The sequence below is a fragment of the Polycladidibacter stylochi genome, from assembly GCF_001562055.1.
Classification (GTDB): Bacteria; Pseudomonadota; Alphaproteobacteria; order Rhizobiales; family Stappiaceae; genus Pseudovibrio; species Pseudovibrio stylochi.
The window spans coordinates 341269-361875 of record NZ_LLWE01000024.1 but is presented as its reverse complement, the minus strand read 5'-3'; the positions used below and the strand labels follow the sequence as shown (position 1 = coordinate 361875).

At 47.1% G+C, this 20607-nt stretch carries 21 protein-coding genes; 12 read left to right on the top strand and 9 right to left on the bottom strand.

Annotation, left to right across the window (positions count from 1 at the left end):
* Window positions 1–46 precede the first annotated feature (46 nt).
* The 3 genes from AYK67_RS08040 to AYK67_RS08030 are packed head-to-tail and all read left to right on the top strand — an operon-like array spanning window position 47 to window position 3826.
* Window positions 47–1588: a di-heme oxidoreductase family protein gene (locus AYK67_RS08040; RefSeq protein WP_068085343.1), complete on the top strand. Its 1542-nt coding sequence runs from the start codon at window positions 47–49 to the stop codon at window positions 1586–1588.
* Entirely contained in the window at window positions 1589–2680 is a 1092-nt protein-coding gene (locus AYK67_RS08035; RefSeq protein WP_068084689.1) for an imelysin family protein, read from the top strand.
* A 3-nt stretch (window positions 2681–2683) separates the two neighbouring features.
* Window positions 2684–3826, top strand: a complete 1143-nt coding sequence (locus tag AYK67_RS08030) for a DUF1513 domain-containing protein (protein WP_068084688.1) — start codon at window positions 2684–2686, stop codon at window positions 3824–3826.
* On the opposite strand, the gene AYK67_RS08025 is transcribed toward AYK67_RS08030, so the two are convergent.
* Complete coding sequence (locus AYK67_RS08025) at window positions 3779–4030, bottom strand: hypothetical protein (protein WP_068084686.1); 252 nt, start codon at window positions 4028–4030, stop codon at window positions 3779–3781. The two genes, AYK67_RS08030 and AYK67_RS08025, sit on opposite strands and share 48 nt — an antisense overlap.
* A gap of 40 nt (window positions 4031–4070) precedes the next feature.
* Between AYK67_RS08025 and AYK67_RS08020 the strand changes: the two genes are divergently transcribed.
* Window positions 4071–5048, top strand: a complete 978-nt coding sequence (locus tag AYK67_RS08020; protein WP_068084683.1) for a LysR family transcriptional regulator — start codon at window positions 4071–4073, stop codon at window positions 5046–5048.
* Between the two features lie 12 nt (window positions 5049–5060).
* On the opposite strand, the gene AYK67_RS08015 is transcribed toward AYK67_RS08020, so the two are convergent.
* Genes AYK67_RS08015 through AYK67_RS08005 form a run of 3 tightly spaced genes read right to left on the bottom strand, consistent with a single transcriptional unit; the run spans window position 5061 to window position 7692 of the window.
* Window positions 5061–5846 carry a heme ABC transporter ATP-binding protein gene (locus AYK67_RS08015; protein WP_068084680.1) on the bottom strand — a complete coding sequence of 262 codons (786 nt, stop codon included), beginning with the start codon at window positions 5844–5846 and terminating at the stop codon, window positions 5061–5063.
* Between the two features lie 9 nt (window positions 5847–5855).
* Window positions 5856–6914: a FecCD family ABC transporter permease gene (locus AYK67_RS08010; protein WP_068084679.1), complete on the bottom strand. Its 1059-nt coding sequence runs from the start codon at window positions 6912–6914 to the stop codon at window positions 5856–5858.
* On the bottom strand, window positions 6904–7692 hold the full coding sequence (locus tag AYK67_RS08005) for a heme/hemin ABC transporter substrate-binding protein (RefSeq protein ID WP_162265093.1): 789 nt from the start codon (window positions 7690–7692) through the stop codon (window positions 6904–6906). The genes AYK67_RS08010 and AYK67_RS08005 overlap by 11 nt, the downstream gene beginning before the upstream one ends.
* 385 nt (window positions 7693–8077) lie before the next feature.
* Between AYK67_RS08005 and hmuQ the strand changes: the two genes are divergently transcribed.
* A complete protein-coding gene (hmuQ, locus tag AYK67_RS08000) occupies window positions 8078–8392 on the top strand; it encodes a heme-degrading protein HmuQ (RefSeq protein WP_068084674.1) in 315 nt (104 codons plus the stop codon).
* Between the two features lie 67 nt (window positions 8393–8459).
* Here the strand turns inward: hmuQ and AYK67_RS07995 are convergent, their stop codons facing one another.
* The 3 genes from AYK67_RS07995 to AYK67_RS07985 form a co-directional block, all read right to left on the bottom strand.
* Window positions 8460–8780, bottom strand: a complete 321-nt coding sequence (locus AYK67_RS07995) for an EthD domain-containing protein (RefSeq protein ID WP_068084671.1) — start codon at window positions 8778–8780, stop codon at window positions 8460–8462.
* 66 nt (window positions 8781–8846) lie between these two features.
* Window positions 8847–9731: an NAD(P)-dependent oxidoreductase gene (locus AYK67_RS07990; protein ID WP_068084668.1), complete on the bottom strand. Its 885-nt coding sequence runs from the start codon at window positions 9729–9731 to the stop codon at window positions 8847–8849.
* Between the two features lie 12 nt (window positions 9732–9743).
* Window positions 9744–10256 carry a gluconokinase gene (locus tag AYK67_RS07985; protein ID WP_156453087.1) on the bottom strand — a complete coding sequence of 171 codons (513 nt, stop codon included), beginning with the start codon at window positions 10254–10256 and terminating at the stop codon, window positions 9744–9746.
* A 163-nt stretch (window positions 10257–10419) separates the two neighbouring features.
* Here AYK67_RS07985 and AYK67_RS07980 point away from each other — a divergent pair, with 163 nt between their 5' ends.
* Entirely contained in the window at window positions 10420–11331 is a 912-nt protein-coding gene (locus tag AYK67_RS07980) for a Rossmann-fold NAD(P)-binding domain-containing protein (RefSeq protein ID WP_068084666.1), read from the top strand.
* A gap of 546 nt (window positions 11332–11877) precedes the next feature.
* Window positions 11878–12291 (top strand): DUF411 domain-containing protein, encoded by a 414-nt coding sequence (locus AYK67_RS07970; RefSeq protein ID WP_162265095.1) that lies wholly within the window; start codon window positions 11878–11880, stop codon window positions 12289–12291.
* A 59-nt stretch (window positions 12292–12350) separates the two neighbouring features.
* Here AYK67_RS07970 and AYK67_RS07965 read toward each other — a convergent pair whose 3' ends face one another.
* Both AYK67_RS07965 and amaB read right to left on the bottom strand, forming a co-directional pair.
* Complete coding sequence (locus AYK67_RS07965; protein ID WP_208976255.1) at window positions 12351–13529, bottom strand: acyl-CoA dehydrogenase; 1179 nt, start codon at window positions 13527–13529, stop codon at window positions 12351–12353.
* Between the two features lie 34 nt (window positions 13530–13563).
* Window positions 13564–15096, bottom strand: a complete 1533-nt coding sequence (amaB, locus tag AYK67_RS07960) for an L-piperidine-6-carboxylate dehydrogenase (protein ID WP_068085340.1) — start codon at window positions 15094–15096, stop codon at window positions 13564–13566.
* Between the two features lie 202 nt (window positions 15097–15298).
* Here amaB and AYK67_RS07955 point away from each other — a divergent pair, with 202 nt between their 5' ends.
* The 5 genes from AYK67_RS07955 (at window position 15299) to dnaA (ending at window position 20436) form a co-directional block, all read left to right on the top strand.
* Window positions 15299–16195 carry a LysR substrate-binding domain-containing protein gene (locus tag AYK67_RS07955; RefSeq protein ID WP_068084657.1) on the top strand — a complete coding sequence of 299 codons (897 nt, stop codon included), beginning with the start codon at window positions 15299–15301 and terminating at the stop codon, window positions 16193–16195.
* 136 nt (window positions 16196–16331) lie between these two features.
* Complete coding sequence (locus tag AYK67_RS07950) at window positions 16332–17105, top strand: enoyl-CoA hydratase (protein WP_068084656.1); 774 nt, start codon at window positions 16332–16334, stop codon at window positions 17103–17105.
* 219 nt (window positions 17106–17324) lie between these two features.
* The gene (gene rpsT, locus AYK67_RS07945; RefSeq protein ID WP_068084655.1) at window positions 17325–17588 is read left to right on the top strand and encodes a 30S ribosomal protein S20; all 264 of its coding nucleotides are present in this window, start codon (window positions 17325–17327) and stop codon (window positions 17586–17588) included.
* A 639-nt stretch (window positions 17589–18227) separates the two neighbouring features.
* A complete protein-coding gene (locus AYK67_RS07940) occupies window positions 18228–18674 on the top strand; it encodes a rhodanese-like domain-containing protein (RefSeq protein ID WP_068084653.1) in 447 nt (148 codons plus the stop codon).
* Window positions 18675–18963: 289 nt separating this feature from the next.
* Window positions 18964–20436, top strand: coding sequence for a chromosomal replication initiator protein DnaA (dnaA, locus tag AYK67_RS07935; RefSeq protein ID WP_068084647.1), 1473 nt, complete (start codon window positions 18964–18966; stop codon window positions 20434–20436).
* Window positions 20437–20607: the final 171 nt, after the last annotated feature.

Genomic DNA, 20607 nt, shown 5'->3' with positions numbered 1-20607 from the left:
GCACGCAGGGGCTTTTATCTCCTCTAGACTATGTGTTTATAAAATGATGATATTTGGTAGAGCCAAGCGCACAGTCGCTATCGCCACAACCACCTTAGGCCTGTTTGCTAGTACAGCAGCGGGTTTTGCTGCTTCTGGTGTGAGTGTAACTCATCGCACAGACCTTAGCGCTGAGGATAAGGTGAAAGTGGAACGTGTACTCCAATACACTGAAGACTTTTCTAAACCCGAAGCCTTTGAACGCATGCAAGGTGGAGCTGCTACCTCGCTTAAAAAAGTTAATCGCGATGCTTTTTCCCACCCAAGCGCAAACATTGGTTTTGAAGACCAGCAGCGTTTTCGTGTTGGCAATGGAATTTTCAGGAAGCTTTGGGTTTCCTCACCCTCCTCAACACAAGCATCCGATGGCTTAGGCCCGCTTTATAACGCTCGTTCTTGTCAAGGCTGCCATTTAAAAGATGGCCGCGGTCACCCGCCTGCACAAGGTGAACGTGCCGTATCAATGTTCTTGCGTTTATCGATAGCACCACAAACTGACGAACAGCTTGAGAAAATGGCTCGTGGTGAGTTGATGAGTTTGCCTGAGCCAACATATGGTGGGCAGTTACAAAACTTTGGCGTACCAGGTGTTGACGGGGAAGGCTCAATGGTCATTTCCTACGAGGAAGTGCCTGTAAAGCTGAATGGCGGTGAGACTGTTTATCTGAGAAAGCCCAGTTACAGCATCGACAAACTCGCTTATGGCCCTTTGCACAAAGACACACAAATTTCGCCCCGCGTTGCCCCGCCGATGATTGGTCTTGGTCTGCTTGAAGCTATTGCGGATGAGGATTTACGGGCTCAAGCGGACCCTGATGATGAAGATGGCGATGGTATTTCCGGCCGCTTATCGTTAATCAAAGACCATAAGAGTGGGTATACATTAATTGGCCGTTATGGTTGGAAAGCAAGTAATCCAACTGTTCGCGCTCAGTCTGCCGGTGCCTTTGCCGGCGATATTGGCATTTCCAGCCCAGATGTACCGAACCATTATGGCGATTGTACAGAAAAACAAGCTGCCTGTTTGCAAATGCCAACAGGTGTACAGCCACGATTGGGTGATACCGAGGCACCTGACCCTGTAATGGAGCTTGTGACTTTTTACTCTGAAAACCTTGCGGTGCCAGCAAGGCGTGATGTGAACCAGCCAAATGTTCTTGCGGGTAAGAAGTTGTTTTATGAAACCGGGTGCATTTCTTGCCATCGCCCCAAGTTTGTCACCAGCCGGTCTGCGGCGGACAAAAGCAAACAGTTTCAGCTTATTTGGCCTTATACGGATTTGCTCTTGCATAACATGGGCGAGGGGCTTGCTGACCACCGCCCTGTAGGCACGGCTGATGGTTATGAGTGGAAAACACCACCACTTTGGGGCATTGGCCTCACAAAAACCGTCAATAAACATAGCTTTTTCTTACATGATGGACGGGCACGTAACCTTCTTGAAGCCGTTTTGTGGCATGGGGGCGAGGCAGAACAAGCCAAGCAGAAAGTTATCGAGATGAGCCCAGATGAGCGCAAAAAACTCATAGCTTTTTTGGAGTCTTTATAAATGATTAAATGCCGTCATATTACCGCTTTTCTTGCCATCATAACTTCACTTTGGACGCAGCAAAGCCATGCTGAAAATCATTTTAATGCTTATGGCCACCAGTTCATAGAAAACTATGTAGACCCGCAAGTGGCGGCATTTAGCCAATCAGCCATAAAGCTGGACGATACCATCGCCCAACTTTGCCAACAAAATTCGAGCGCACATCAGCAGGCATTTCGAACGCAGTTTTCCTCGACAGTTGCTGCATTGGCGCGTGTGGACTTTTTGCGCCTTGGGCCGCTTAACAATAACAGTCTTGCCCAGCGGATTAACTTCTTTCCAGACAAGCGCGGCGTTACACAGCGGCAGTTGAACAAAGTTTTCGCCAAGCAAGACAGCTCTGTCACCACAGCCGAAAGACTTGCACGCAAAAGTGTTGCCCTGCAAGGAATGGGGACATTAGAGAAAATCGCATTCGACAAGGATGGAGCGTTGATACTGGGCAAAACGGCAACGGATGCTCCGTTTCGATGCTCCTTTGCCCAAGCTATCGGCACGCGCTTAGTCGTCAGTGCAACAGAGCTCGAAAAAGAGTGGCAAAATCCGAAAGGATACCGGCTACAACTACTTGAGCCTGATGCACAAAAACCAAACTTGAAAAGCCATCAAGAAGCAGCTGAAGCGATTTTTAATGCACTGATAACAGCACTGATAGTGAACAAGGATCAAATTGTCCTTCCCGCTATTGGCAAGTCGGCGCGTAAAAACACAGCATATAAAGCTCCCTTTGCCCGCAGCCACAACTCAGTTTTGTATTTAAGCACCAGCCTTGAAGCCATACAGAGCGCCTTAACCACAAGTGGTTTTCTCAACCAGTTGACTGATGAGCAGGCGTGGGTTGCCGATTCTCTACGTTTTGAAACTCAAAATGGTGTGAAGACACTGGCAAAGCTCAAAAGCTCTTTTAAAATGGCTGCAAAGGATGCGAACGAACGCAAACAGCTCGTTTATCTAAATATTGTTATTGGTAGCCTACGCGAAACTATGGCCACAACTCTTGCCGGTTATCTAGGGCTTGCCGGTGGCTTTAACTCGCTAGATGGGGATTAAGCCTTGCTTGCAATTTCACGCCGCGAATTCTTAGCTGGCCTTGCTGGTAGTAGCGCAAGTTTATTGATTGGTGCTTCCAGTGTGCGGGCCGAGACGCTCGCGCAATTACTTCTGGACGAGCCTGATGCTCTTTTGTTTGCCAGTGCCCGTAAACAAGAAAATGGCAGCTATAGCATAGCCATATTAACCGATTACGGTAGTGAGGTAGCCTCTTATCCATTACCCTCACGCGGTCATGGGGTGGCGTATGATCCGAACACACGTAAGTTGGTCGCTTTTGCAAGGCGTCCGGACACATTTGCCGTTGTTATTGATTTGAACCAACCTGATCTGCCATTCACTTTTCACAGTGCTTCCAACCGTCATTTCTACGGGCATGGGTGCTTTTCTCCTGATGGACGCTTATTATACGCAGCAGAAAATGATTTCACCCAAGCACGCGGTGTTATCGGAGTTTATGATATTAGCGGTGCTGCTCCTCAGCGCATTGGTGAGTTTGATAGTTATGGCGTTGGACCGCACGAGATCCTGTTTTCGAAAAATGGCCGCAGCCTAATTGTCGCCAATGGAGGCATTGAAACCCACCCTGAACATGGCCGCGACAAACTCAACCTGGCGCATATGCAGCCTTCAATAGCCTATATCGATCCGCAAAACGGAGATTTACAAGTAAAACACCAGCTAAGCGCAGACCTACACCAACTCAGCTTGCGCCATATGGACGAAGATAATAGCGGAGGCCTTTGGGTGGGTGCACAATATCAAGGCGCACCCGAAGAGCGCCCACCTTTGATTGCCCGTTTTGGCATACACGAAGAAGCGCAGCTATTTGATTTGCCTAGTTCTGTGAGCAACAGTTTGCAGAATTACGTTGGCAGTGTCACAGTTAACAACGAAAGTAGTTGCGTTGCCTTTTCTTGTCCACGAGGGGGAAAGGTCCTGTATTTTGATGTGCTCAAAAAAACATATTTAGGTGCTCAATCGATTTCTGATGGCTGCGGGATTGCGCCCATAGATGAAAACGTTTTTCTCATTTCCAATGGGCGCGGCGCAATACGCTATAGTGACAACCCATCAAACGCGCCAGAGCTACTTAGTTTAAGTGCGGGTTCGCGCTGGGATAACCACATGCGAGCTTTGCTCTAGTATTGGCTCTTGATTTGTCGCAGCTTTTTTATTTTTTACCCGCTCGTCCACTTGGTTTGGCTGGTCCAGAGTAATATCATCATTCAGCCAAGTGGGCCATTCTTGCTTATTCCCGGCAAGGCGCATCCGCTTGTTTTTCGTAGGCTCTTTTTTACGCTGGTTCTTTGAGAATGAAAAAACTTTAGTCATTAAAAATGTGAGCATGGGTCTCCCCCCCTAAAAGCATTTAATTGCTGTTTTAAGAATGGCCAATGATTATGCTGCAATAGTTTGTATTGGAATGAATGATTGTGACTGCTATTATTCATTTATGAATAAAGGGCTTTCCGACTGGCAGTTGATCCGAGTTTTTCTAGCAGTATCCGAAACCGGCAGTTTGAGTGCGGCGGCACTAAGCTTAGGTAGCTCACAACCAACTATTGGACGGCAAATTTCTCGCCTTGAAGATGATTTGCAACTACGGCTGTTCACCCGTCATCAAAATGGCTACCGCCTAACAGCAGAAGGCAAAGAATTGGCACGTGTCGCGCAAAGTATGCTTACCTGTGCCAGTGAATTTGAACGCATTGCAGAAAATACGCAACCAGCCCAAAGCTTACGGCCGTTACGCATTAACTGTGGTGAGCTGGGGCTCTATTTTCTTTCCCAACAGTTACCTTTGATGATTGCGGAAAATAGCCCCTTGCAAATTGAGTTGTTAGCGTCTTTCGAAAACTATCGATTATCGCGTAAAGAAGCCGATATGATGGTTCACAGCCACCCACCCCAAGAAGAGAATATGATTGTCGTCAAACTGGGGACTGCGCCAATGCATGTATATGCCAGCCCTGCTTTTTTAGAAAAGCACCCTGAAGCACACAGCTCTAAAAACTGGTGCAAATTAGACTGGGCTGGGTTTGGGGATACACGGCCCGAGCAACAAGGGGGACATGTGACCTCGAAAACTCTAGCGGGAGTGAACGAACGTTATGTGGCAAATCGCGGTTTTGGCGTGTTGCACTATGCCAACTCTGGTCGCGCTATTGCTGTATTGCCTTCATGGATCGCCGAGTTTGAGCCTTTACAGCGTATCAGCTCTTTGCCAGTAGCTACCCGAGAAATATGGCTTTCTTATACTCCCGAACTCCAGGGAATTAGCGAATATCGTATTTTGAAAAACAAAGTGGCAGAGTTGTTTCGCAAGCGTATCGCGCAAACCAATCAAAGCCTTGATCGCAGATAAAGCTAAGTAGCTTTAATGCGCACGCGGCTCCAGCATTTGTGTGCCCCACTTCAAATTGAGCATGCGCTGATCCAGCTCAAAACCATCCATCAACACATCCTGGTGCAAAGCCGCATGGGGATCGCCCGCCTTAAAAAGCTCCCCTTGTTTTAGCATATACACTTGATCGGCATAGGCTTTGACTAAATCCAGTTCATGGAGAACCGCCACCACGCATCCTCCTTTCCTCGCATAGCTTTTTGCAAGGTCTAATAGGGATATTTGATAGCGCAAATCCAAACTTGCTGTGGGTTCGTCCAGAAGTAAACAAGCAGGGCCATGTTGCGTAACAGGTTGCCAAATTTGGCAGAGCACACGCGCCATGTGGGTGCGCTGTTGCTCCCCCCCTGAAAGGCTTTGGTAGTATCGGTGCTCATAACCTTGCAAGCCAACTTGAGAAAGTGCTTTTGCTATGCGCTGGTTCGCTTCTTCCTTGGATAAAGCAAGTTGACTTGCTTTAACGCCAAGCATTGCAATTTCATGCACTTTGAAAGGGAAAGATAATTGTGAGGATTGCGATAACACCGCACGGTGCACGGCCAACTCTTGTGGCTGGTAATGCTTTAGGTCTTTGCCGTGCATAACAATATTGCCACCTGTTGGCGTCAACTCACCACTTAGGCAACGCAGCAATGTTGATTTTCCTGCGCCGTTTGGCCCTACGATAACCGTAAATTCGCCCGCAGCTGCTCGAAAGCTGATTGAATTGATGAGCTGGGTAGGCCCCACTGAAAATGACAGGTTTCTTGCTTCTAGCATCGTGCCTCCTTACAGATCCAATAGGGTTCGACGATTTAAAAGGATTGATAGGAAGACAGGTGCACCAATTAGGGCTGTAATAATGCCTATAGGAAGCTCGGCAGGAGCAACCAGCGTTCTTGCTAGGGTATCTGCGCTCATGAGGACTATAGCACCTAAAAGCGCCGAGAAGGGCAGCAATGTACGATGGTCAGCCCCCACAGCAAGACGCAGGACATGAGGCACAACGATACCGACAAAGCCAATAATGCCGGAAACTGAAACAGCCACGCCAACTGAGACGGATACAAGTATCATAATCGAGTACTTCAAGCGTTGGGTATTCACACCCAAGTAGTAGGCTTCGGCCTCACCCAAAACAAAGGCGTTTAACCCAAATGCAAGCTTATGGAGGCTTAAAACCATAACGAGCAAAACTGGGGTAACAATCGCCAGTTTCAACCACGTGGCACCAGACAAACTCCCCATGGTCCAATAGGTTATGTCACGCATTTGTTCATCAGTGCTATAAAACAGCATTGTGCCCGTTACAGCGGATGTGAGCGCAGCCAAAGCTATGCCAGCCAACAACATGGTGGCAATAGAAGTTTGGCCCTGACGGGTGGCAATTTTGTAAAGAAGAAACGTTGTTGCAAGACCGCCCACAAAAGCCGAAAGCGGTAAGACCAGTATTTGCAAATCAGCAGGCCAATGGGCTGTCAGCATAGGACCCAACACTATTGCCAATACAGCAAACATAGCTGAACCTGAAGATACGCCAATCAAGCCTGGGTCCGCCAACGGGTTTCTAAATAACCCTTGCATCATTGCACCGGCAACCGCAAGCATTGACCCCACTACGCCTGCGAGCAGAATACGCGGTAATCTGATTTCCATAATAATGATGTGAGCTGTCGAGATAGCTGCGCTTTCACTAGGTGCGAGTAAACCGATTTTTTGCTTGGTAGCATTTAAAATAATGTCGAGAGCTTGCAGGATATTAACTTGCCCCGGACCTATCGCGATAGAGGTGACGATGGCGCCACCCAGAACACAGATAAGCACGCATACAGCTAATTTACTTTGCATAAATAAGCCTATGTAAATCTTCTAGAGCTTGTGGTGCACGCGGGCCAAAACCTAATAGGTAAGCACCACCCATCACATAAACTTTTTTGTTCATGACAGCCGGTGTGCGCTTTAGCTGTGGCGTTGCCATAAGCGTTTCAACGCTTACTTTGCCATGACGACCCATAGCGACAATAATTTGTGGTGCGGCCTCAATAATAGCTTCTGCATTGACAGGTTTATAGCCGTCTATACCGCCAAATACATTCGTACCACCTGCCATTTTAATCATGGCATTAGCAGATGTATTATTGCCTGCAGCAACAATATTTCCGTTCATTGTAGAAATGATGTAGAGAACTGTCGGCTTCTCTTCTTGATTGTTAAGCTCTATCGCACTTTTAGTGGCGGCAAAATCGTTCTCTACCTTTGCAGCTAAACGAGTGGCTTCTTGCGATAGCTGTAGCGCGGCTCCTATCTGTTTTATTTTGGCAATCACACCTTCTGTTGTGAACTCGTCCTTGACCTCAACCATTTTAATGCCTGACGCCCTTAGTACATCCAGCACAGGTTCTGGACCTGATCCCTCTTGGAGGATGATTAAATCGGGTGAAAGTGCCATTACGCCCTCGGCGTTTAAAGCCCTAAAGTAGCCGACATTTGGCAATTTCGTAGCCTTAGAGGGATATCTACTCGTAGAATCTACGGCTGCAATCCTCTCCTGCGCTCCTAGCGCAAAAACAATCTCAGTTATTGAAGAGCCTAGAGTTATAATCCGCTTACTTTGTTCATTTGCCATTGCAAAGCTTGACAATATCACACTTAGTATAAATACTAACAAACTAATTGCTCTAGATGGTTTAGCCGCTAAAAACACAATGGCCCTCTTTGTATGAAACGCTTGACAATCAAGCGCATCAGAGTGGCTTTCGGCTTCTCTGGTGTGCTGTAGGAGATAATACATACATAATTGCATATATATGTTGACTTTCATATTCATATTTATTTAGAACGTCAACACCTTTCATCCTCAAATGCAAGGTTGTCAATCGCAGCCAGCAAGCCCTTTTCGGTCAGCCAGCTAACAAGCCCAAATGAGTTGATGTTTATCCTAGTGGAAACAAAGTCTGGCAAAATTTAAAAATCGCCTTGGCATCGCTCAGTAAGTCAATAGGATTGTTTGTATGTATATCGCCATGAACCGTTTTCGTGTTGTGCCTGGCAATGAAGAAGAGTTTGAGAATGTTTGGCAAAACAGGGAGCGTCGCCTTAGCACCGTACCTGGTTTTATTGAATTCAAGATGCTACGCGGTCCCAAAACAGAAGAATGCAGCCTATACGCTTCGCAAACATTATTTGAATCTTATGAGGCATTTGTTGGTTGGACTAAGTCCCAACAATTCGCTGAGGCACATAAAAACGCTGACAAGCGCCCGCATATGTACTTAGAAGGCCCACATTTCGAGGGCTTTGAAGTATTTATGCACGAGCCTAAGTAGGCCAATACCACAGCTAGATTAGCACACCATGCCGTGTCCTTGATGTTCGGACGCGGCAATTTATCTGTTAATTATAGCAGTGTGCAATTATATGAAAATGGCGACCATCATATAGGCGCATGATTTTTTCATGAGCTGCCTTTGCAAGTTCGCGCTTGGGCGATTGCATGGCTTCTTGCATTGCTTCATGAGATGGATAATCAATTTCTTGCATGAAGAATATTTGCGGAGCACCGTCATCAACCGCTTCTATACGGTGAATGCGCACATCAAGCACGTTGGGCATCGACTGCCAGACAGGTAGCAAATTCTCTTTTACCTCTTGATAAAACAGTTCTTCGCACCCTTGTTTTATCTTGCCTTCAAAAAAAGCTCGCCGCGTGATCATATTATTATTCCACTCATTTCATGATAGAAGGCAGCTGCGATTTACCTGCGCGCTGCCTTTTATTGGTTAGCTTGCTTGGCCATCAAGCAGTTTTATCATTTCGACAGTATCTTTATCGCCAAGACCTGCCGCCACGAGCAAGCGGTGGATCTCAACTACCTGCCCTGTCATTGGCGTTGGCGTTTTGGTTTTCATCGTAAATGCTTGTAGGGCATCAAGGTCTTTCAGCATGTTACCAATACGGCCTGTCGGGGTATAATCGCGCTCCGCGAATTTTACCATAAACTCTTGAAGGAGATTTGAATCAGCACGTCCACCCGCCAATGCTTGCGGAATGAGCTTAGGGTCAACGCCTCCTGCTTCTGCCACCTTCACAGCTTCTGCCAAGCTTTGGAAAATAACCGCGCAAAAGAGTTGGTTTATAAGCTTAGTCGTTTGCCCTGCGCCATTCGGGCCCATGAGGGTGAAGTTTGCGCATAGATCATCCATCACCGCTTTTGCGCGTGCGAAATCTTCCTGATCGCCACCAGCCATGACTGTTAGTTTACCCGAAAGAGCACCAGGTGCACCGCCTGAGAGTGGGCAATCTACCCATTTCATCTGGCAGGCATCATTCAGTTTTGTCGCAATGTCTACAGTGTCAACTGGATCAATTGAAGACATATCAATCAGCAATTTTTCTGCGCTGCCATTTGCTGCCACACCATCTTCACCAAGCACAACGGCCCGCACAATATTGGCATGATTAAGACTGAGAATTACATAGTCATTGTCTTGCACAGCTTTCGCAACAGAGCTTGCAGCTTTAGCTCCTTTGGAAACCAGACTTTCTACTTTCGCAGTGTCGAGGTCAAAAACCATCACAGCATGACCCATTTCCAACAAACGCGTGCTTATTGCCGTGCCCATGATACCCGCACCGATAACGGCTACATTTTGTTTAGTGCTCATTTTATCTTCCTTCTATTCTTCTTTATTGGCTCTTATCCAAGCAATTGCTTGTTGGACATTATCTTCAACTGGGCTATGCGCATTTAGCAAAATCGTATCTGGTTCGTTTAACGGGGGCTCATAAGCCTCATATTGGCTTGTTAGTAGACTGCCCGGCATGAAATGCCCCTCTCGGTTTTGCAAGCGCTTAGAAATCAGGTCACGCTCTCCCTCAAGGCATATAAACAACACAGAATGCTCAATATTATCCCTCAGATATAAGCGGTATTTTTCTTTCAGTGCTGAGCATGTAACGATACATTGCTCTTCCTCATTGGCTCTCTTAATTATATTTTTAAGCCAAGGGTATCTGTCTTCATCACTCAAGGCATAACCTTGAGACATTTTTTTAACATTACTTTCCGGGTGCAAGTCATCACCTTCGATAAACCGAAGGTTCATTATTTCTTCTAGTTTTTTCGCCAGAGTTGTTTTACCAGAACCACTGACACCCATTATTATAAATAGTGTTTTTTGTGGAAGCACCTTCGCATCCTATAATTGCATAGTATTTTTATTTAGTCATATGATTTGTAACTTACTTATTTGTAATCTCCTATTGCATTAGTGCTTATTGACAGCTGTGAAATAGATAGTATGTTGGCTTTATGTTATCGATACCATAACAGATTACAGGAAAGGGAACAAGATGGACAGACCTACGGCTTTGATCTTTGCGACAAGTGGTTGCCTTTATCAGCCGGAAACTGTCTGCCGCACGCTGCAAAGTAACTTTGACTGCGTCTTCATAAACTCTATTTCTGAACTAAGTAATACACTCGAGAAATACAAGCATAGCGCTGAAATCATTATTAATCTATGCGGTTACCCGATTGTAGGTGAGCTGGTTGAAGGGCTAAAGAAATTAAAATTAATTGTTGTTGCTTGTCCTAATGATAGGCAAATAATTGCACCTGAAACCTTGCAGGGCATACAAGTTATTGATTTGCGCCGCGATACGCTTGCCGATTTTGCTGAAAGTGCTTTGCTATTGCTATTGGAGTGTTATCATCGTGGCTCTTATAACTCGCGTGTGCTTTCCCGCTTACGGCGCAAACGTGTTGGTTTTGCGAGTATGGGTGCCACTAGTGAGGCGCTCGCGCGTTTATTAGACAGCTTTAACTGCGAAATAATCTATACTCATAGTAGTGTGCGTGACGATCTTCCCTACACTTTTGAAAGTAATTTCGATCGCCTGATAGAAGACGTTGAGATTTTGATCGTATCTGACAGCAGCTCTCTCATAGATGATAGTTACGCTACGCACTTGCAGTGCCATTACAGCCATTATCCCGACGTCATACTCGACCTATCTCAAGACGGTTCCGTTGTATCGCACTTGTTAGCAATTGAAAGTGCAGACAAACGCTCACAAAATTCAGGCAAGGTTGCTTATTTCACAACAAGCACTGGGACGAATGACTACAAAACAGAGCGCTCTTGTTTTGATATGCCATTTTCAAATGTTGGTTCAGAAGAAACACTGCGGCTGTTGGAAATGTCTTTATTTACCGCATTACAATGTTCTGCTCAGCCCACTCGGCTTGTTAATGCAGCCTAGTTTGGCCCGCAATTTGTTGCATCAAAGGTAATTGCAGGCTAAGCTATGCAGACCTCATAGTAACTTAATGCCTAAGGTATGCGTTTGCGACTTGCTGCTTTAATTTTTCTGCTTATATCCAGTCTGCTGCTCTTTGCACAGTTTGAAAAAGCAGCTGCACACATACAACCTGCGGCTTCTGCCAGTTATAACGTGAAGCATGAATTACATCACGCAAACAACAAAAATATAAATAAACCAATTAGAAAGCAGCATCAGGCCAAACTCACCGATGATGTTTCATGCTGCCCAAAGACCGTTGATTGTACTGGGGAGGCCGGTTGCGCTTTTCATTGTGGCCTTGCAATTGCGCCTGAGAAAGTACTTGCCTTGTCTGCTGCCACATTCAAATACATTGCTCCCAATATACAATCGCCAAATCTGGGTATTATATGGCCCCATTGGCGTCCACCACTAACCTGATCGAGTGTACTTTTAATTCAACTCAATCAGGATAATACTATGAAACTCCAAATTAACTCTGTTGTTGGCGGGCTTGTCGCCCTTATGCTTTCCTTGAGTGCGCAAACTGTGCATGCCGAAGGTGAAAACGTAACTGTATACAAAACACCATGGTGTGGTTGTTGCGAGGCATGGAGCGAAGCCCTAAAGCAGGCTGGATACTCGGTCAAAACAATCGATCTGGAAGATCTTGACGCAGTGAAGCAACAGGCACAAGTGCCAGATGAACTGCAAGGCTGTCATACGGCAATTATGGGTGAATATGTTCTAGAGGGACATGTTCCGCTTGCAGCCATTGATAAGCTATTAGCAGAAAAACCTGCTATTGCGGGCATTTCCACGCCCGGCATGCCACAGGGATCACTCGGCATGGGTAATGACCCAGATGCAAGCTATCACGTTGTTGCATTTAAAAATGGCAAAGCCTTAGCCGATAGCTTTTATGTTGTTGGGGAATAAGAACTAGCTTCGCTGGCAGGCTATCAGAATGTTTTTGGTAGCCTGCCACTGCAAAAGCTTTAAAAAAATGCTTGTAAACCAGTTTGTGCCCGGCCAAGAATTAACGCGTGCACATCATGGGTGCCTTCATAGGTATTTACGGTCTCTAGGTTCTGAGCATGGCGCATCACCATATACTCTTCCGATATGCCATTGCCCCCGTGCATATCCCGCGCCATACGGGCGATATCCAGCGCTTTACCACAATTATTACGCTTGACGATGGATATCATTTCCGGTGCCATTTTGCCCGCATCAAATAACTCGCCAACCCGCAGCGAGGCCTGTAGGCCCAGCGCAATCTCGCTTTGCATATCGGCCAGCTTTTTTTGGAAGAGCTGGGTTTGTGCCAAGGGCCTATCAAACTGCTTTCTATCCAATCCGTATTGGCGGGCACGGTGCCAGCAATCTTCAGCAGCGCCCAGTACACCCCATGAAATGCCATAGCGGGCACGGTTCAAACAGCCAAACGGACCTTTTAAACCAGCGGTGTTCGGCAGTAGAGCCTCTTCTCCCACCTCGACGCCATCCATAACGATTTCACCGGTTATTGATGCTCGAAGCGATAGCTTGCCTTCAATTTTCGGGGCACTAAGACCTTTCATGTTCTTTTCAAGAACAAAGCCTTTAATCTGGTTATCATGGGCTTCAGATTTTACCCAGACCACGAAAACATCCGCAATTGGGGAGTTTGAAATCCATGTTTTGGTGCCCGTCAGGCGATAGCCGTTTGCAGTTTTTACCGCTTTACTGCGCATGGCGGCGGGGTCAGAACCCGCATCTGGCTCAGTAAGGCCAAAGCAGCCAATATACTCGCCGCTAGCCAACTTGGGCAGATACTTCTGGCGTTGTTCCTCGCTGCCATAGGCATAAATCGGGTGCATCACCAATGATGACTGCACACTCATCATAGAGCGATATCCACTATCCACCCGCTCGATTTCGCGGGCAACCAAACCATAGGCAATATATGAAGCGCCAGCACAGCCATACTCGGCCGGTAAGGTGAGGCCCAACAGACCAAGCGCACCCATTTCCCTAAAAATATTCGGGTCTGTATGCTCGTTGCGATAAGCCTCTAGCACGCGTGGTAGTAGCTGCTCTTGAGCGTAGTTTTGGGCAGTTTGCATAATCAACGTTTCATCCTCGTTGATTTGCTCACGCATCAAGAACGGGTCTTGCCAGTCAAATTTTCCCATTTTTGTTTGATCTGCTTTCATTTTCTGTGGCGCTTCAGTCAACATCGAACTTCACCCCTTGTGCCAATGGTAAAGCGCCAGAGTAGTTGATGGTGTTGGTGGCGCGGCGCATATAGGCCTTCCAAGCATCCGAACCCGCTTCACGCCCCCCGCCGGTTTCTTTTTCGCCGCCAAAAGCACCACCGATTTCCGCGCCTGAAGGGCCAATATTGACATTGGCGATGCCGCAATCCGAGCCAACAGCAGAAGTGAACAGCTCTGCCTCTCTTAAGTCGTTGGTGAAAATTGAAGAGGAAAGCCCGGCCCCAACACCGTTTTGCATGGTTATCGCTTCCTCCAGGCTTTCATAACGCATAACATAGAGGATCGGCGCAAAGGTCTCTTGTAAAACAGGTCCAGTTTGCTCTGGCATCTCGACAAGGGCAGGGGACACATAAAAGGCGTCAGGGTATTGATCTTGCAATACACGAGCTCCGCCATGTACTTGACCACCCTCAGCTTGCGCAGCTTGCAGTGCTGTTTGCATATTATCAAAGGCGTCTTGGTCGATAAGGGGGCCAATTAACGTTGCACTGGCGGTGGGCACGCCGATGTTAACAGAGCTGTAGGCAGCTTTGAGCTTTGGAATCAGCGCATCATAAACGCTGGAATGCACAATAAGCCGACGCAAAGTGGTACAGCGCTGTCCTGCCGTTCCCATGGCTGCAAAGGCAACCGCCCGCAATGTCAACTCCAAATCGGCAGAAGGGGCCACAATAGCTGCATTATTGCCACCAAGCTCTAATATTGCACGGCCAAATCGTTCGGCAACTTTGGGGCCGACAATACGGCCCATACGTGTGGAGCCGGTGGCCGAAATAACTGGAATCCGCTTATCTTCAACCAATGCTTGGCCAACCTCTGCTGTACCTTGCACGACATGCAGCAAACCCGCTGGCGCTTGTTCGCCGTACTTGATGAGCGCTTTATTGAAGAGCGCCTCAACGGCCATCGCGGTTAGCGGGGTTTTTTCCGATGGTTTCCAGAGAACGCTGTTGCCGCAAACAAGCGCAAGAGCAGCATTCCATGACCACACTGCAACCGGGAAATTGAAGGCCGAGATAACGCCGACAACGCCGCTGGGGTGCCATATTTCCATCATTCTGTGTCCGGGGCGTTCGGTTGCTATTGTCAGACCGTATAACTGGCGCGACAGGCCAACAGCAAAGTCGCAGATATCAATCATCTCCTGTACTTCGCCCAGCCCTTCGGAGAGGATTTTACCCGCTTCAATGGAAACCAGCAGGCCCAATTCGTCTTTATGCTGGCGTAACTGTTCGCCCAACAGGCGCACCAGCTCCCCGCGCTGGGGGGCAGGAACACTGCGCCATTGCAAAAAAGCCTCACGCGCACTGACAACAGATTTTTCAACCTGTTGCATCGAATGGATTTGAACAGAGGCCAACTTCTCACCGCTAATAGGGGAATAGCACGATAATGGTCCCTGACTTAATGCAGCACGATCCACGCCCATAGTTTCCATCAGTGAGGTGGTTTCGTTTGCAAGCCGCGAAACATCCAGCGTCATTGTCATCCAGTATTCTCCCGAACCAGCTTAGATTTGTCTAAGGGAGAATCTAAGCAATCTTGCCTATCTGTCCATTGCCTATGAGGCCCATAGGCTCAATTGATTTTCACCAATTCATTCCATTTGAGAATAATATCCCCCTTGGGTTCTCTGGATAATCACGCTAGGTTTGACTTCAGGAGACGCGTATTTGAGGGGACACATGAAAAGAGGCTTTATTCCACCAATTGATTGCCTACTAGCTTTTGAGTGTGCTGCGCGCCATGGCTCTTTTACCAGAGCAGCTGAAGAGCTTTGCTTGACACAAGGTGCCATTAGCAAACAGGTTCGTTTGCTGGAAACGCGGTTGGAAGTCGAGCTGTTCAAACGTGTGCGTCAACGTATTGTGCTTACCGATGCAGGACGGCTATATTTACACGACATTCGCGGGACACTAGAAAAAATGACTGGTGCCACACGGCGGGTGATGTCGTTTGGTGGCAGTGAAGACGTGTTAAACTTGGCGGTTTTACCAACATTTGGCAGCCGCTGGCTCGCCCCTAGGCTGGCAGGGTTCCACCAGCAACACCCCAGCTCGAGTTTTAATTTTTCCGTCAAATTACGCCCCTTCGACTTTGAGGAAGAGCCGTTTGATGGTGCCATTCACTATGGCTCACCCACTTGGGCTGGTGCCATTGCCGAACCGCTTTTTCGAGAAGAAGTGGTTGCTGTATGCGCACCTAGTTTCTTGCAAAAACACAAAATTCAAGATCCGTTAGATCTCGCGGGCGTTATGCGTTTGCACCAAAGTACCCGTCCTGATGCCTGGCAGGAATGGTTTACCATGATGGACGTTGAAGCGCCCAATGCTTTTCAAGGACCGCGCTTTGAACAGTTTACAATGATATCGCAAGCGGCATCATCAGGGCTTGGGGTTGGTCTGATACCTAGATTTTTCATCGAACCTGAACTGGAAACAGGAACGCTGATTTGCTTGTTTGAACGTGCCTTACAAACCAGATCGGCCTATTATTTTGTCTATCCAGAACACCGCGTTATTCGTCCTGTGGTTCAAGCATTTAAAGACTGGCTCATGGTCGAGGCCGGCAAAAAACTATGAGCTCTTACTGGCTAATGGCCTATGACCTTACATAAGTCTTAGGCTTTCCTACTTGCTGTTTGGCTAAAGGCTAGCTGTTTCCCTTTTCGCTTCTTGCTTACATTCGACTTGAGAAGAATGCTTAGGAGGGAAGCAATTGACTTACGAATGCCTGATTGTAGAGCACATAAATAAAGTTGGGCTTATTCGCCTCAATAGACCAAAAGCATTAAATGCGCTTAATGACCAACTCATAAACGAGCTTGGGCACGCGCTTGATGCTTTTGAAGCAGAGCCTGATATCGGCTGCATTATTCTTACCGGTTCGGAAAAAGCCTTTGCAGCTGGTGCAGATATTAAGGCGATGGCCGAGAAAAACTATGTGGCAACTTACCTTGAAGACTTCATGAATAACTGGGATCGTGTAGCTGCGAACCGTAAACCGATTATTGCTGCCGTTGCCGGTTATGCGCTGGGCGGAGGCTGCGAGGTTGCCATGATGTGCGATTTCATTATTGCAGCTGATAATGCCAAGTTTGGTCAGCCGGAGATCACATTGGGTGTTATTCCAGGCGCTGGCGGTAGTCAGCGACTTACCCGCTTTGTTGGCAAATCGAAAGCAATGGACCTTTGCTTAACCGGACGCATGATGGATGCTAAGGAAGCTGAGCGAAGCGGTTTGATATCTCGTATTGTACCAGCTGATAAACTGCTGGATGAAGCGCTTGAAGCAGGCGAGAAGATTGCCAATTTCTCGTTACCTAGCGTTCTCATGACTAAAGAGTGCGTCAATAAATCCTATGAGATGACGTTAACAGAGGGGGTCCGCTTTGAGCGGCGATTATTCCAATCTACTTTTGCCAGCCATGATCAAAAGGAAGGAATGCAGGCCTTTATCGAGAAACGTAAACCCAATTTTACAAACAACTAATCACAGGTTATTACAGTATCAATGCTTTGAAATTGCTGGAATCGGTCTTTTTCTTTAGTGATTTCAGCTTTTTTATTGACGTGGCTGTCTTGCGACACTATAAGCCGTCCACAACCGATAGCGGGACTCGTCTCGCTATTGCATTCGTTTGACCGGGGCGGCTTTGGGCGGCCTCGTTCGCGATTTACCAGTGATAACTGACAGATCAGGACAGAGCCCATGGCCAATACACCATCGGCCAAGAAGGCAGCACGCAAAATTGCTAGCCGGACGGCCATCAACAAGGCTCGCCGTAGCCGCGTTCGCACTTTCGTTCGCGCTGTAGAAGAAGCAATTGCTTCTGGCGACAAAGATAAAGCAGCAGCGGCTTTTAAAGCAGCTATGCCTGAGATTATGCGCGCAGCAGGTAAAGGTGTTATGCACTCCAACACTGCTTCCCGTAAGGTCTCCCGTCTAAGCGCTCGCGTTAAAGCAATCGCATAAGAGCCCTTTTTGGTTTTAAAAAAGCCCGGCTTTCGAGCCGGGCTTTTTTTTGCCGACTAATAGACACCTTACCCCCCAGTATCATAGTTGTTAGTTACTGCCTGTGGATGAATCGTAATTCGTGACATAAAATATTCATAAAATTCAAAAGGTTATCATCAGGTCAGGAAAAACTCTTCACCTGAAACGGATTCCCTGCGAGTCAAGATAATCGGCTAAAATTATTTTTTTTTTCGGTTTTTTTGCTTGCGTTAACCATTCAGTTAGACAAAAAGTCTTTTTTTCATAGTTAGTTGGCATTATGTAGGCGGCATCGAATTAACTATAATTCATTTGCTGATATTGAATGAGAGCGAGATTGGATGTTAAAGACTGTTGCAGCTGAAATGGCTGCTGTGTATGTTTTCAACAGGCTTCAAACGGGAAATAATTACAAATACCTTTGAAGTATATCTCTATGAGAACAATAGGTAAAATTCGATTTTACTGGAATTTAGGTGGCATAATAAATGGCGCCTATGGTTTCCTGTAGACTCTTGCTGAATTTGTTCGGGATTTATTATTGAAAGCGGGTTTGTGTTCAATGAAACCGATTTTCAATTGATGCATTAACTGAGCATGGACTAAAACGGAAAAAAAATGGTCACTTCGACAAGTCTTGATTATGCAGGAGAAATAAATGTTGTTGATGCATTTAATGCGTTGAGTAATCAAGATAACGCCATCCTCGTTGATGTACGCACACAGGCTGAATGGTCTTTCGTAGGTTTCCCTGATCTATCTTTGATCAATCAAGAAACGCTTTTTGTTGAGTGGCAAAGCTTCCCAAGCGGCGAGCTCAATATAAATTTTGTTCAGCAACTTTCTCAGCAAATCGCGCAAAAAGAACTTGACCAAAGCGCTTCAATATATTTTTTGTGCCGCTCGGGTGCTCGTAGTGCAGCGGCAGCAGCTGCTATGACACAGCAAGGCTTTTCGAAATGCTTCAATATTACCGAAGGCTTTGAAGGCCCGCTAGATCAACATGAACACCGGGGAATGAGTAGTGGCTGGAAGGCATCAGGTCTTCCATGGAAACAAAACTAGCCCCTCTTTACTAGTTTTTCAGGGGGCAAGGCTCCCAGACGGGGGCTTTTGTCACCCTAATCTTAAGAAATATCGCTGCTTAAGCGTTTTGCCTATGATTGTTGTAAGAGGTTGGGACCTTCAACAATAAAACGCTAAAGCAGAGTTGGTTTGCTTGCGTAGCTTGCAGACCCTATCACAATAACAACACCCTTAGTGCTAGCTGCAGGTTACACTAGGAAAAAGCCGATTTAATCGGTCAAAACAGTTTTGGGCATCTGTGGCGGAATGCCCATACAAGGAGGCGATAATGCACGTTCAAGAAGCTTCGGGTACCGAACAATGGGATCGCGTTAAGAAGCGACTACGCGCAGAATTGGGTGAAGATGTATTCACCAGTTGGTTTGCGCGCGTTGATCTGGAAGAACACAGCAACGGCACCATTCGTCTGTCTGTACCAACACGTTTTTTGAAACAGTGGATCCAGTCGCACTATAATGACCGCTTAATGGGTCTTTGGAAAAACGAATGCGATGACATTCATAAAATCGAATTAACTGTTCGTGGCGCCGTTCGCCCTCGCCCTGCTGCACCAAAAGCAGTAGCACCCCAGCCCATGCATGGTAAAGCAGGCGATATGCGCCCTATCCATGTCAATGATCCAGTTGGATTGCGTAGTGGTGCACCGGCCATGCAAATGGGCAACCGCCCAGCAAGTCGTGCTGACATCGGCTCAACAAAAGATGTACTCGAAGGTGCCGCTCTCGATCCGAAATACACTTTTGATACATTTGTGGAAGGTGAGTCCAACGTACTTGCGCTAGCGGCAGCAAAGCAGGTTGCCGGCGGCGGGGTGGTCACATTCAACCCACTTTACCTTCATGCTTCAGTTGGACTTGGTAAAACCCACTTGATGCAAGCTGTTGCCAACCAGGCACGTAATGCTGGTCGCCGAGTACTATATCTGACAGCAGAGCACTTCATGTACCGTTTTGTGGCTGCATTGCAGGCCCAGTCTGCCATGTCATTTAAAGAAACACTTCGCTCAATCGACGTATTGTTGATTGATGACATGCAGTTCCTGCACGGTAAGCAGGTACAGCAAGAGTTCTGCCACACACTGAATGCGCTTATTGACGGTGCGCGCCAAGTGGTTGTTGCTGCTGATCGCGCACCTGCTGACCTTGAAAGCCTTGATGATAGGGTGCGCTCACGCCTAGCTGGTGGTTTGGTTGTCAATATTTCAGAACCAGACTTTAACTTGCGCCGTGCTATACTGGATGATCGCATGCGCGCACAGCAGCGCTCATACCCGAACTTTACCGTTCCTGATGCTGTTCTTGATTATGTTGCCCGCAATGTCACTTCATCCGGGCGTGATTTAGAAGGCGCTCTGAACCGCTTGGTTGCACATAACCAACTTACCAACTCACCTGTAACACTCGAAATGGCAGAGGTTACACTGCGCGATCTTATTCGTGCTGCCGAGCCACGCCGTGTGAAAATTGAAGACATTCAACGCGTTGTTTCCAAACACTACAATGTTAGCCGTGCTGATTTGCTTTCTGCTCGTCGTACCAGAACCATTGTGCGCCCACGCCAGATTGCTATGTACTTGGCTAAAATGATGACACCACGCTCCTTGCCGGAGATTGGCCGTCGCTTTGGTAACCGAGACCACACAACAGTATTGCATGCTGTTCGTAAAATTGAAGAATTATCAAAAGCAGATAACGGGTTAGCGCAGGAGCTGGAGCTTTTAAAGCGTATGCTTGACGCATAGAATTAATCCAGGAAATTGCTTTATGTCGTTGCTTTACAGCATGTAAAAGCAATTGCCCTGTGATTACCGTGGTTAAGGGGGTGTTTTCCGTAGCGCCCCCTTGATTTTTATGCGGTCAAGATGCAGTTTGTACGACCCAATTTATGTAGTTTATCAATTGTGGCCTTGTGC

Excerpts from the sequence above, each read along its gene's own strand:
- AYK67_RS07965 (WP_208976255.1), bottom strand. The coding sequence starts at position 13,529 with ATGGGAAAATTTGACTGGCAAGACCCGTTCTTGATGCGTGAGCAAATC.
- AYK67_RS08025 (WP_068084686.1), bottom strand. The coding sequence starts at position 4,030 with ATGCTCACATTTTTAATGACTAAAGTTTTTTCATTCTCAAAGAACCAG.
- dnaA (WP_068084647.1), top strand. The coding sequence starts at position 18,964 with ATGCACGTTCAAGAAGCTTCGGGTACCGAACAATGGGATCGCGTTAAG.
- AYK67_RS07995 (WP_068084671.1), bottom strand. The coding sequence starts at position 8,780 with ATGATCACGCGGCGAGCTTTTTTTGAAGGCAAGATAAAACAAGGGTGC.
- AYK67_RS07955 (WP_068084657.1), top strand. The coding sequence starts at position 15,299 with ATGAAAAGAGGCTTTATTCCACCAATTGATTGCCTACTAGCTTTTGAG.
- AYK67_RS08005 (WP_162265093.1), bottom strand. The coding sequence starts at position 7,692 with ATGGCAAATGAACAAAGTAAGCGGATTATAACTCTAGGCTCTTCAATA.
- AYK67_RS08040 (WP_068085343.1), top strand. The coding sequence starts at position 47 with ATGATATTTGGTAGAGCCAAGCGCACAGTCGCTATCGCCACAACCACC.
- AYK67_RS07970 (WP_162265095.1), top strand. The coding sequence starts at position 11,878 with ATGCTTTCCTTGAGTGCGCAAACTGTGCATGCCGAAGGTGAAAACGTA.
- AYK67_RS07990 (WP_068084668.1), bottom strand. The coding sequence starts at position 9,731 with ATGAGCACTAAACAAAATGTAGCCGTTATCGGTGCGGGTATCATGGGC.
- AYK67_RS08015 (WP_068084680.1), bottom strand. The coding sequence starts at position 5,846 with ATGCTAGAAGCAAGAAACCTGTCATTTTCAGTGGGGCCTACCCAGCTC.
- rpsT (WP_068084655.1), top strand. The coding sequence starts at position 17,325 with ATGGCCAATACACCATCGGCCAAGAAGGCAGCACGCAAAATTGCTAGC.
- AYK67_RS08020 (WP_068084683.1), top strand. The coding sequence starts at position 4,071 with ATGGCCAATGATTATGCTGCAATAGTTTGTATTGGAATGAATGATTGT.
- AYK67_RS07980 (WP_068084666.1), top strand. The coding sequence starts at position 10,420 with ATGGACAGACCTACGGCTTTGATCTTTGCGACAAGTGGTTGCCTTTAT.
- AYK67_RS07940 (WP_068084653.1), top strand. The coding sequence starts at position 18,228 with ATGGTCACTTCGACAAGTCTTGATTATGCAGGAGAAATAAATGTTGTT.
- AYK67_RS08035 (WP_068084689.1), top strand. The coding sequence starts at position 1,589 with ATGATTAAATGCCGTCATATTACCGCTTTTCTTGCCATCATAACTTCA.
- AYK67_RS08010 (WP_068084679.1), bottom strand. The coding sequence starts at position 6,914 with ATGCAAAGTAAATTAGCTGTATGCGTGCTTATCTGTGTTCTGGGTGGC.
- hmuQ (WP_068084674.1), top strand. The coding sequence starts at position 8,078 with ATGTATATCGCCATGAACCGTTTTCGTGTTGTGCCTGGCAATGAAGAA.
- amaB (WP_068085340.1), bottom strand. The coding sequence starts at position 15,096 with ATGACGCTGGATGTTTCGCGGCTTGCAAACGAAACCACCTCACTGATG.